Genomic DNA, 13,143 nt, shown 5'->3' with positions numbered 1-13,143 from the left:
AGTCCAAAGTCGGTTAATGAGAGGTTTTTGTTTTTAAAAACCAAAATGCCAAAACATTATACCGAATATCAAGATTATAGTTTTATGGATATAGCAAGATATAAGAAGGGAAATCTGAAAAGTTTTTTTAAAGATAAAGGCGTAGGTTATATTAATTGCAAAACAGATTTTAATAGAAAAGGACTTAAAGATAATGAGGTTTGGTTCGATTTCTTGGGAGAAGTAGAAAGAACTTTTTATTATTCTTATGATAAAAAAAATAATTTAATTGAGCAAAAAGAAGTGTCTTGGGATGATGAGTTTTGGATGGTTAAATACCATTATAACCAGTTAAATAAACCAATTGCTATGAGTTATTATAATAGCTTAGAGCCTAATGAATTTGTGCATTGGTATTCGATTAGTGATGAAAATAATAACGTAATTGAAAGTAGAAGAATAGATGAAGATGGAGAGGATTATACAACTTTATATGAACTTAATAACGAAGGAAAAGTAATTAGAACCTATATAAAATATATACTTAACAAGCTAAAATCTAAGAAGGCTCAATCAAAATTTCAAAATAAAGAAAGGAATATTAATGAATTTAGATATGATGAGAGAGGAAATATGATACTGCAGCTAAACTATAACACATCCACTAATAGTATTCGATCAAAACAGGTTTATAAATACGATGATAGAAATTATTTAATTGAGTATAAAAATTATTCGAATATTAATGATACCACTAATTATATAAAAGTAGTCTATGACTATAACAATAAAGGCTTTAAAACTTACGAGAAAGAGACAACAACTAATGATTCTACTTTTAGTATAATTAAGACATTTTACAATAAAGAAGATTATGTAATTAGAACCATTATTATAGATAATGATATAACAAAGACATTAGATTTTAAATATAAGTTTGATAAAAAAGGTAATTGGACAAAAATTACAAAAATTGTTAATGGAGAGCCTTTTTATGCTTGGGTTCGAAAAATAAAATATTACTAAAAATAAGCTTTTAGTTGCACATTTCCTGTATGTATGGTCTTGCTGGTTTCAGTTTTACGTCCAAAATACGTTAGGTTTAAATCTAAAAATTTGGTTAGTTTTTTTTGTGCTAGTAAGGTCCAAGTAAAGTTTTTTCCGGGTTGTAAACCCTCAAGCATTTGGAAAGCGACAGGACTGTTAGCGTTACCTTCAAAGGTGTTGTTAAAGACATTAAATTCGCCAGAAATGGCACCAACTTGCGCATTTCCTTTAGGAGAATATGCAAATGACAGACCGTATTTTTGTTGTTTTAAGGTCTCTAGATTATTAATAGTATTGTCTTTGTTTGTAAATTGATAAAACACATCAAATTGTACGTTATCGTTTAATAAATAGGATAACTTAGGGTTGAGTTTATTGGTGTCAATATCAAAGTTTTTGCTGCTGAAATTTTCGCTGTTGCTAAATTGTTGTTCCAATGCTGAAGTCACAGTTACTAACCAACTGTTTTTAATTTTGTGTATAAAATTTAATTGATGACTTTTAAGATTATTCTCTATAAACCCGAAGCTTAATGTGTTTTCGCTACTATTCCATAAATAGGTGTAAGACGTGGTGTAACGTTGTTTTCCACGATTAAAAAACAATACATTTCTAAAATTAAGTGTTAAGCCTAGTTGGTTGTCTTCGCCTTGTTTAAATGGGTTTAAGTCAAAATCAGCATCGTCACGTATAATTTTTCGATCAATTAAATAACTACTTTGATTATAAAACTTAGATAATATTTTTTTTGTTTTACTCTCAGCGTTTACCCAATCAATAGGATTTAGGGTAAGGGTTTGACTTAACCTATTTTGGTGTGTTTTAATAAAAACTTGATTAGGTAAAAGGACTCTAATATATTCACCTTGATCTTGGAATTGCGCTATTTCAAACTCTTCAAGTTCTTGGATTCCGTTTTCATTATAATCTATCCATGTATACGCACCTTGACCAGGCTCGACCTGCACATAAGTAAAGTCTTGTTGAGGTAAGGTTCCGGAATTAGTTTCAAATGCAGTGTTCCAAACAATACCATTTTTTAAAAAACGCTGATTAAATAATAGGCGAGAGTTTAATGAGTTTTCGTTTGGCTGTTCTTGGTCTTTATTTTTTAAAGTTCTGTAATTAACATATAAGGACAGATTTGTTTTTTCGTTTTTAAGTAATCTAGTGTCTAAATAATATGTGTTTGAGCTGTTTACGCGATCTAGTTTACCGTTACGTAAACTGTCATTAACACGGTATTTGTAACCAACTTCTGCGTAGACATTTGTACTATCACCAATACCTGTAAAAGCTTCATAAGCAGTAAAACGTTGGGTTAAATTGGTAAATTGTTGTGTTTGGTTAATACGTTCTTTGTTTTCTTCTGCAGAAAAACCTGTTCCAATCCATTGTTTTTTTAAGTTGTAGATGGCTTTATTATAGGTTCTGAAAAACTTAGAGGAATTTGTTGTCCCGTTTGCTTTTAATATGCTAGATGCTGTGTTTAATCGTGTATTTCCAATGTTTAAATTGGCGTTAAGATTATGTTTGTTTCCATTAAAATTTTCGGAATAATTTAAATGTTGAAAATTGTAATTGATTTGCCCTTTTTTATAGTGATAACTTTGTAATCCTGCAGTAATTAATGCTTGGTTACCTAAGTTGACATTTAGTAAGTTTGAGTTGTCTTGGCTTAAATTCCAATCACGATTAAATTCTGGAGCATACAAACGTTGTATAGTTTTAAAATTTTGTTGAATGTAATCTGCATCAAAAACCGCATTTACATTCCATAAGCTATCATTTTTTATTACGTTTTGCTCTACTGTTAATTTGGTAGCTAAGCCATTATTGTTGGCATCGTCTAGGCTAGAAAACAGGTTTAGATCGTTTTTACTGGCAGCAACTTCAAAACCAATTTCAGTCTTTTTAGTAGGTTTGTAGACTCCGTTTACGGTTGCTATTTGTAGTAATGTTGGTGCTACCAATTGCACAATTGGTGCGTAATTACCTTGTTTTACGCCTGCAATAGGTGGTGTAAATTGATAAATGTTATTTATAGCATTGCTAGAAGACAATATGTAATCACCTTGATTGTCTCCAACTAATGTAAACGTAACACCAAATAAGGTGTCGTCTGGATTGTTGGAAAACACATAAATAGTGTCACCATTAAAATCTTCTTTTTTGTATAAAATCCTATTCTCGTTGAAGGTTTCTGGTACTTCAGACAAGGCAACCATTTGTTGTGAGTCGTCTCCTGCAGTGCTTAGAATTGCAACTTGTTCTTGTGATAGATTTTGTTGTAATGGATTGTTTTTTGAGTCATTTTCAGAATACACTGAAACGCCTAATTTTAGTTTTTCGCTTTCATGATTTCCACCACCATAAGCTACAATTCTGGAGTAGTTTCTTTCAGAGTATTGAAAATCTATGCTAATTCTCATCTCAGATGTCATTGGGTAAGTGGCATTAAAGATAATTTCGCCTGCGTTATAATCTATAATATAATCTTCGTTTTCACCTCGTTTTATTGCTACACCATTTACATAAACGGTTTCGCTACCAGAGACAATTAGTACAAATAATTCTCCGTTTGGACCTTGTAGTTTATAAGGACCTTGGTTACCTTCTTGAGCAGTAAATTGATAATTGGTAAATTGACCACGCACTAAAGCACCAGACGCAAATACGTTGGTTTGTTGGTCGTCGTCTCCAAATTTAGCTTTGACTTGTAATCCTTGTACGCGTTTTGTGAAGTTAGCAAAGTAGGATTGGTCATTAATTAAATCTATATCTCCTGCACGAATGGCCCAATTGTCAGAGAATAATTCTAAAAACACTTGGTCAAACTCATCTAAACGTTGCGAATATCCTGTTTCTTGTAAAGGTATATTGGCGTCTTGTATGCTAGCACGAAGCGAGACGTTATCGTTTAGTTTTCCTGTAATTTGTAAATCAAGCTCACTGTTTAAAACCGAGTTTTGATTATTACCAATAGTTACACCACGACTAATACTTCCAGAGGTTGTTAAGCCATCAAACGGTTTGTAGCTGCTGTTAGTGTTAGGTTGTGTTAGTTGGACTAGTTTATTAATATTGTCTGTGTTTTCAACAATAACACTTTTGTCAAACTGTTTGTAGGTTTTGGTTAAAAATTCGGGATAACTTTGGTAATTGATTATTATGGAATCTGTGGTAACAGGTTTTAAAAATGTAAGTGTAGACTTTCCAAAGTCTACTTTGTAATAACTACTGTCAATTGTTGTACCTGCTTTGGTTTCAATTTTAAAGCCATCAGCATTAATGCTAACACTGTCAATTTGGATGGTTTTACTTGTGGCAACAGTCTTTCGGTTTAACCCATTAGCTTGTTCTTGCGCAAACGCAAAAATTCCGAAGAAAATAAAAAAACAAGTAATGGTTAATTTCATCTATATCTATAACACCAATATAACTAGATTATTTTGTTAATATTTTTTCAGTAAAAATGGCGTAATTCATCTTGTAAAAGTAAAGCATTATTTAATTTAGCAGAAACAAAAATTTTTAGTACTATACTAGCTTAATAAAAAGCTTGTAAATAAACAGAAACATCAAACTAATACACATGAAAATTATCTCATATAACGTTAACGGAATTAGGGCAGCAATTAACAAAGGATTTATAGATTGGTTACAAAGCGCCAGTCCTGATGTGATTTGTTTGCAAGAGATAAAAGCAATGGAAGAACAGTTGGATTTAGATTTGTTTAAAAACGCTGGTTACCATTATAACTACTGGTTTAGCGCTCAAAAAAAAGGCTATAGTGGTGTTGCTGTGTTGTGTAAAACAAAACCTAATCATGTCGAGTATGGTACAGGAATAGAGTCTATGGATTTTGAAGGACGTAACCTTCGTGTGGATTATGATAACCTATCAATTATGAGCATGTATTTACCTTCTGGTACTAATGATGCAAGATTAGAGCATAAGTTTGACTACATGGATTTAATCCAAAAGTATCTAAATAAATTAACAGAGACGTTACCCAATTTAGTCGTTTGCGGAGACTACAATATATGTCATGAAGAAATTGATATCCATAACCCTAAAATGAAAGGTGTTTCTGGGTTTTTACCAGAAGAGCGTGAGTGGTTAGGCGATTTTATAGACTCAGGTTTTATAGATTCGTTTAGGTATTTAAACCCTGAGCGTCAAGAGTATTCTTGGTGGAGCTATCGTGCAAATGCAAGAGCAAATAATAAAGGTTGGCGTTTAGATTATGCAATGGTTAGCCAACCATTACAACAAAAAATAAAAAGAGCAGTTATATTACCAGAAGCTAAACATAGTGACCATTGTCCTATTTTAGTCGAAATTGAATCATAATCCCAAATAATAACAATGAAAAGCAGAATTTCAGTAATCCTATTAGTGCTTATAGCAACCAGTTGTGTCTCTCCAAAAGTGTATAAGGAGTTAGAAGGTAAATATGCAACCTTAAAAAAAGAAAACAGAAACCTAAAAGATGAAAACAATGACTTGTTAAAAGCTAAAAATAAAGCCAGTAATGATTTAGCACAACTACAAGCAAAATATGACGATGCAGTTAAACGTCGTGACCAATTAGAAACAGATTATGCAGTAGCGCAAAATAAATATGATGCCTTAAAAGCCTCATACGACGCGTTAGATGCTAATAGTAGTTCTGCAATTGCAGCAAATACACAAAAAAACAGAGAGCTGTTAGCGCAACTAGAGACTAAAGAGCAAGCATTAGCTGCAGAAAATGCTAGACTAGCACAACTTAAAAAAGAGTTAGAAGCACGCTCACAACGTGTAGCAGATCTGGAAAGCATTATAGCATCCAAAGAAGCAGAAATGACAGCACTTAAAAATGCAATATCAAGTGCCTTAACAGATTTTGAAGGTAAAGGACTAACTGTAGAGCAACGTAACGGTAAAGTCTACGTATCTATGGAAAATAAATTGCTATTTGAGTCAGGTAGTTGGGCAGTTGGTACACAAGGACGTAAAGCGGTACAGCAATTAGGAACCGTATTAGGTGATAACCCAGAAATCTCAGTACTTATAGAAGGACATACAGATAATGCACCATATCCACCAAAAGGAAACATAAGTAACAACTGGGACTTGTCAACAAAACGTGCTACAGCTATAGTAAATATATTACAAGAAAACACAAATATTAAAGCTAATAACTTAACAGCTGCAGGTCGTGGCGAGTTTGCTCCAATTGCACCAAATACAACAGCAGAAGGTAAAGCAAAAAACCGTCGTATAGAGGTTATCTTGACACCAAAATTAGACAAGATTACCAACTTGTTAAATAATTAATTTAAGCGCGTTACCACAAGGGTCAGGCTATCCGTTATATCTTTTTTTGCCATATATGGCAGCAAAAAAAGGATGCCACTTCTATCCTTAACGCAAACCTTAACAAACATTTGACCTTTAATTACTAACAATAATTAAAGGTCTTTTTATATTTGTTTAAAACGTTAACCAATAAACCTATGAAATACACAACACTACCAAATACAGATATAAAAGTTAGTAAAATATGTTTAGGGACCATGACATTTGGGAATCAAAATACCGAAGCTGAAGGTCATGCACAATTAGATTATGCAGTCGATCAAGGTGTAAATTTTATTGACACAGCAGAGTTGTATCCTGTTCCAGCAACAGCCGAAACCTCAGGAAGAACAAGCAAGATTATTGGGACATGGTTAAAAAACAAAAAAAGGGAAGATGTAGTTATAGCCTCAAAAATAGCAGGAACAGGAGATTATACAGCACATATACGTACAACAGGCTTTACAGCAGATTCAATTAAAGAGGCTGTAGATTTAGAGTTAAAAAGATTACAAACAGACTATATAGATCTGTATCAATTGCATTGGCCAGAACGCCAAACCAATACCTTTGGAGTAAGAGACTACAAGCATAATCCAAACGATCCTTGGACAGATAATTTTAAAGAAGTTCTTGAAGCTTTAAACCAAGTAAAAAAAGAAGCTAAAATTAGAGAGATTGGCTTGTCTAACGAGAAAGCTTGGGGAACCATGCGTTATCTAGAAGAAGCTAAAACTAATAACTTACCAAGACCAGTAACCATCCAAAACGCTTACTCGCTTTTAAACCGTGTTTTCGAAGGTGATATGGCAGAAGTGTCATTAAGAGAAAATATAGGTTTATTAGTGTATTCTCCTATGGCTTTTGGAGTGTTGTCAGGAAAATATGTAAAAGGGATTGCTGGAGATAATTCAAGACTAAAATTGTTTCCAAGATTTGCAAGATATAGTAGTGATCAATCTACACTAGCAACAAAAAAATATTTAGAATTAGCAGAGCAAAACCATCTGTCATTAGCTCAAATGTCGTTAGCATTTGTAAATCGTCAACCATTTGTGACTAGTAATATTATTGGTGCTTCAAGTTTAATTCAGTTAAAAGAAAATATTAATTCTATAAATTTAACATTAAATGAAGAATTAATGGAACAGATAGAAAATATTCATGCCATAATTCCAAACCCTGCACCTTAGTTGTTGTAGGCATTTACTGTGTATTTTAACACATTTTATCGGTAATAAATGTAGTTGGTCTATAATAGTATTTTTAACAGTTTTTCAAGGTGATTTTTTTTTAGTTTAGGTGATTAAATTAACTAACGATTTCTCAAACTAATGAAAAAAACTACGTTCATTTTAGCTTTGCTACTATTATTTATAGGATGGCAAGCTAATTCACAAATTACAACTTACCCTTATTCAGAAGATTTTGAAGCAGGTGATGGTGGTTGGGTAGCCGATAATACCAATAATGGTACTTGGGCACTTGGTCTTCCAGCTGCAGTAGTAATAAATAGTGCAGCTTCAGGTGCTAACTCCTGGGTAACTAACTTAACAGGCAACTACAACGCTAATGATGATTCGTTTGTAACAAGCCCAGTGTTTGACTTGTCTTCTTTAACTGCACCAACAGTATCATTTAATATATGGTACGAGGCTGAATTTAGTTGGGATGGTGCTGTATTCCAAAGCTCAATAGATGGAGGTGCGACTTGGCAAAATGTAGGCGCTTTAGGTGATCCAAATTGGTACAATGATGGTACTATTAATGGTAGTCCTGGAGGTCAGCAAGTTGGATGGACTGGACGTAATGGTTCAGGTTCAAATGGATGGATTAATGTTAATCATGCATTGGATGGATTAATTGGTCAGACAAATGTAATCTTTAGATTTGCTTTTGCTTCTGATGGATCAGGTCAGGATGACGGTTTTGCTTTTGATGACGTTAGTGTCTTTAATACAAACTGTCCAAATCCTACAGCTATAACAGCAGCAGGTATTACAGCCACTTCTGTAGATTTATCTTGGACATTAGGAGGAACAGAAGCTGCTTGGGAAGTAGTTGTTCAACCAGCTGGAACAGGAGCTCCAACAGGATCAGGTGCGCCAGCAACAGATAACACTTTATATACAGATAATACTTTAGCTCCTGCAACAGACTATGAGGTTTATGTTAGAGCAAATTGCGGTACAGACTTAAGTGTTTGGTCAGGTCCAATAACTTTTACAACAGCATGTGCTGTATTTACTCCAGACTACTTAGAAGATTTTACAACTATTCCAGCTAACTGTTGGGATGTTGCAGATAATGGAGACGCAACAACAGGTCCTACAGACTTAGGTACTTCTTCTTGGGTTAATGATGGATATATCAACAACGGATTTACAGGAGCTTATAAAATTAACTTATGGTTAGCAGCAAAAAGCGATTGGTTATTAAGTCCACTTTTTGATTTAACAGGAGGTCCTTTTCAAGTAGAATTTGATTTTGCTGTAATGACTTTTGGTAGTACTACTACTGCAGGAACTTTAGGGTCTGATGACACAGTAGAATTATTAATTACTACAGATAACGGAACAACATGGACTGTATTAGAAACGTTTGATTCTACTTCAGTTATTCCTGCAACAGGAACACATGTAGTACAAGATTTAACTGCTTATGCAGGAACAACAGCTCAGTTTGGTATTAGAGCTTCAGAGGGTACAGTTGATGACACTAACGATAACGATGTTTTTGTTGATAATTTTCAAGTAAGAGCCATACCTTCTTGCCCAGAGCCTTTAGCTGTAGTAGCAACTGCAACTGGAGACTCAACAGCAGATATTACATGGGACGCTGGAGCAACAGAAACTGAATGGCAAATTTGGGTACAACCAGCAGGAACTGGAGAACCAACAACAGATGGTGTAGTAACTTCTTCAAACGCTCCATATCCAGCAACAGGCTTAACACCTAGTACTGCTTACGAAGTTTATGTAAGATCAAATTGTGGTACAGATGGTTACAGCGTTTGGGTTGGTCCAGTTAACTTTACAACCTTAAATACACCTCCACCTGCTCCAGTTGGTGTAACATGTGCAAGTGGAACATCTACATTTATATTTACAGAAGATTTTGGTAATGACACTAATTATGTGCCATCAGGATGGACAGGGACTGCTTTTACAGACACCAATGGAGATTGGGATATTACAACCGTAAATGCAAACTCTACAGGAACAGGTCCTAATATAACTTGGGACGGAAACGCAGGAACACACCTTGAATATGAAGGATCAGGTAATACAACTAACGTAGCCTCAGCAATTACTCCAGCTATAGACTTATCTACAGCAGTAGATGGTGCAGAATTATCCTTTTGGATGCATGCATTTGGAGATAATATGGGAACCTTAAATATAGGTGTTAGCACCTCACAAACTGGTCCTTTTACTTCAGAGTATACTTGGATAGGAGACTATCAATCAACAGCAGATGAAGCTTGGGTACCAATAGGAGTTAATTTAGACGCTTATTTAGGTCAAATTATTTATATAGAAATTAGTTATGTTGGAACAGGAGATACCTGGGAAAGTGATATGGCTATCGACCAAGTTAGAGTAGAGGCTTGTGGAGATTTTTGTATAGCACCAAGTGGTTTAACAGCAACAGCTATTACTGAAACGTCAGCTGACATTTCATGGACTCCAAATGGAGCAGAGGCAGAGTGGAATTATGTAGTTCAATTAGCAGGAACAGGAGTTCCTACTTCAGGTACTTCTACAACTGCTACAACTATACCAGTATCAGGATTAGATCCAGCAACAGCTTACGAAGTATATGTTCAAGCTGTTTGTGGAACAGAAAATAGTACATGGGCTGGACCTTTTACTTTTTCAACGCTACTTCAATTTAACTTTACTTTAGATTGTGCTACGGATGGACCACAAACAATAGATTATTGTTATGGTAATAATGATACTAATGTGTTTACTTTTACATCTACGGATGGTACACCTCTTAATTTAACAATTAACGCAGGTCAAGTTGAAAATAATTGGGATGAAGTAATTGTGTTAGATTCTGACGGAGTTACTAATTTAAACGCAGCATCACCTTATGGTGTAGCTGGTCAAATAGGTGGTTTAACCTTTCAGTCATCAGGAGATACTATTTCTTTTGCTGTAGAATCGGATGGAAGTGGTAGTTGTCAAAGTAATTCAACGTATACTTCAATTAATTTAACAGTAACTTGTGCAACTTGTGTTAATCCAACAGCAACATTTGTTGTGGTAGATGATTGTGCAAATGGTGATCAGTTTTTAGTAGATGTTGATATAACCTCTTTAGGTGATGCAACAACTTTATCTATTGAAGACAATCAAGGTAATCCACCAGTAACAGTGTTTGGAACAGGAATAGAACAGTTTGGACCTTATCCTTTTAACACAGATATTATATTTACAGTGTCTAATACAGGTGATGCTAACTGTGTTATTACTAGTAATGCTATATCTTTAGCAGCATGTCCACCAGTAAACGATAATCCATGTAACGCTACAGTAGCTTTAGTTAATAATGGTGAGTCTTGTATTGATGTCAATTCTGGTACTTTAATAGAAGCAACAGACTCTGGTTTACCAGGAGGATCTTGTACTACAAGTGCAGATGATGATGTTTGGTACCAATTTACTGCATTAGGTGATCAACAAATAATTCAGATTTTAAATGTTACAGGAGGATTTAACGTAGATCATGCACTATATGAGCTAGGTACAGACTGTAACGATTTAACGCAGTTATATTGTACAACTGATGATGCTAGTTTAACACCAACCTTAACTGTAGGTAATGTGTATTACATCAGAGTATTCTCTGCTGGTACAACAGCAACGACTATAAACTTTGATTTATGTATTCAAACTTTAGGTGTACCTACGTATTGTACTGAGGCTTTACCAATATGTGCGGATCCAACAATTTTTTATCCTAGTATTGTAGGTGATCAAGTGGCACCTCCATATATCGATTACGATTGTTTAGGAAGTCAACCAGATCCACAATGGAATACTATTCAATTTGATGACGCAGGAGATTATGTGTTCCAATTAGCACAAACTAATGATGCTGGAACAGGATTAGATATTGACTTTATAGTTTGGGGACCATTTCCTGGTCAAGAGGCAGGATGTTTTGATTTGTTACCTGATACTATTGCAGATTGTAGTTTTTCTGCAACAGCAACAGAAACTATAACATTAACAGGTGTACCTGCTAACTCTATTTATATAATCTTAATAACTAACTTTTCTCAACAATCAGGGACTTATGTGTTTACACAAGAATCTGGTCCTTTAGACGGAACAAATTGTGATGTTGTATGTGAAGTAGCTTTAGATTATGATGGTATTTTAATAGAGCAAGGATTATCTGCTCCAGAAGGATCAAGTGATGACATAAACTTATGTGGTGCTACATCTGTAACATTAACTGCAGAAACAGCTTATGCTGTTGATAGTTATGACTGGTATGTTAATGGTATATATCAGGATGGAGTAAACTCTCCAACTATTGAAGCTACAGTTTCAGGACAATACCAATGTATCGTTGGTGGTGGTATTTGTGATGATTTTACGTCTTCATTAATAGCTAATATTAATTTCTTCGATTCAGCTACAGCTGCACCAGCACCAGCTTTAGAAGTTTGTGATGATGGTTCAGGAAATGGTGTATTTGATTTAGAAAGTCAAACAGCAACAATTTTAGGAACTCAAAATCCAGCGGATTTTGTAGTAACATATTACTCAGCTTTAGCAAACGCTCAAGCAGGAATTGGCGCATTAACATCGCCTCATACAGCAACAGACGCTACAACTATTTACGTAAGAGTGGAAGATGTAGATGCTGTAGGCTCTGATTCTGGTTGTGCATCAACTAATACTAGCTTTAATTTAGTGGTAAGTACTGCTCCAGAAGCAACGCAACCAATGGACATTGAAGTGTGTGATGATGGTGCAGGAAATGATGTTTTTGATTTAACTCAAAATGAAGCAACTATTTTAGGTGCTCAAACAGGAGTGGTAGTAACTTATCATAACCTAGAAGCAGATGCCATTAATGGAGAAAATGCAATAGCTAACCCTTCGGCTTATACTATTACAGGAAGTGAAGAGACTATATTTGTTAGAGTTGAAAATGCTGCAGCTGCAGATTGTTATAAAGTAACAAACTTTAATATTATATTTAATGCTACACCAGAAACAACCTTTAATTTAGACCTGCCATATGAGGTTTGTCCAAACGCAACATCACCAATTACTATTACTGCTCAAGCAGAAAATTACACAGCTAGTGAAGTAAGCATCAAGTGGTATAATGAAGGTGTTGAGATTGTTGGTCAAACAGGATTAGCATTAAACACTGTTTTAACAGCAGGAGAGTATGAAATTGAAGTAACATACACTGAGACTGGATGTTCTAAATCAGAGTTTGTTACTGTAGTAGAGTTAGAAAACTGTACGATACCACAAGGTATCTCTCCAGGTGTATCACCAGGATTAAATGACAAGTTTGATTTAAGTAGTTTTGATGTACAAAGTTTAGAGATATACAACCGTAATGGTACTTTAGTTTACTCTAAAACAAATTATGTAGACGAATGGGAAGGTCAATCTAACGCAGGTGACGAGTTACCAGTTGGAACTTACTACTATGTAATGAAGTATCAAGGAAACAAAACAAAAGCCTCTTGGGTATATATAAACAGATAAACTAACTAGAAACCAACA

At 34.5% G+C, this 13,143-nt stretch carries 6 protein-coding genes; 5 read left to right on the top strand and 1 reads right to left on the bottom strand.

Annotated elements, in window-relative coordinates:
- Positions 1 to 45: 45 nt before the first annotated feature.
- On the top strand, positions 46 to 1,005 hold the full coding sequence (locus tag M890_RS0104065; protein ID WP_157243255.1) for a hypothetical protein: 960 nt from the start codon (positions 46 to 48) through the stop codon (positions 1,003 to 1,005).
- Here M890_RS0104065 and M890_RS0104060 read toward each other — a convergent pair.
- Positions 1,002 to 4,445, bottom strand: coding sequence for a DUF8818 domain-containing protein (locus tag M890_RS0104060; RefSeq protein ID WP_028282302.1), 3,444 nt, complete (start codon positions 4,443 to 4,445; stop codon positions 1,002 to 1,004). The genes M890_RS0104065 and M890_RS0104060 overlap by 4 nt on opposite strands.
- Positions 4,446 to 4,621: 176 nt before the next feature.
- On the opposite strand from M890_RS0104060, the gene M890_RS0104055 reads away from it, so the two are divergent.
- The 4 genes from M890_RS0104055 to M890_RS0104040 all read left to right on the top strand — a co-directional run bounded on the left by M890_RS0104055 (position 4,622) and on the right by M890_RS0104040 (position 13,125).
- Complete coding sequence (locus tag M890_RS0104055) at positions 4,622 to 5,383, top strand: exodeoxyribonuclease III (RefSeq protein WP_028282301.1); 762 nt, start codon at positions 4,622 to 4,624, stop codon at positions 5,381 to 5,383.
- A gap of 15 nt (positions 5,384 to 5,398) precedes the next feature.
- Positions 5,399 to 6,352, top strand: coding sequence for an OmpA family protein (locus M890_RS0104050; RefSeq protein ID WP_028282300.1), 954 nt, complete (start codon positions 5,399 to 5,401; stop codon positions 6,350 to 6,352).
- Positions 6,353 to 6,531: 179 nt separating this feature from the next.
- The gene (locus M890_RS0104045; protein ID WP_028282299.1) at positions 6,532 to 7,566 is read left to right on the top strand and encodes an aldo/keto reductase; all 1,035 of its coding nucleotides are present in this window, start codon (positions 6,532 to 6,534) and stop codon (positions 7,564 to 7,566) included.
- A gap of 141 nt (positions 7,567 to 7,707) precedes the next feature.
- The gene (locus M890_RS0104040; RefSeq protein WP_028282298.1) at positions 7,708 to 13,125 is read left to right on the top strand and encodes an FIDD domain-containing protein; all 5,418 of its coding nucleotides are present in this window, start codon (positions 7,708 to 7,710) and stop codon (positions 13,123 to 13,125) included.
- The last annotated feature ends 18 nt before the right edge of the window (positions 13,126 to 13,143 follow it).

The sequence above is a fragment of the Olleya marilimosa CAM030 genome (assembly GCF_000518485.1).
Taxonomy (GTDB): Bacteria; Bacteroidota; Bacteroidia; order Flavobacteriales; family Flavobacteriaceae; genus Olleya; species Olleya marilimosa.
Note: the sequence above shows the minus strand (reverse complement) of the source record. Positions and strands in the feature narration are given on the sequence as shown.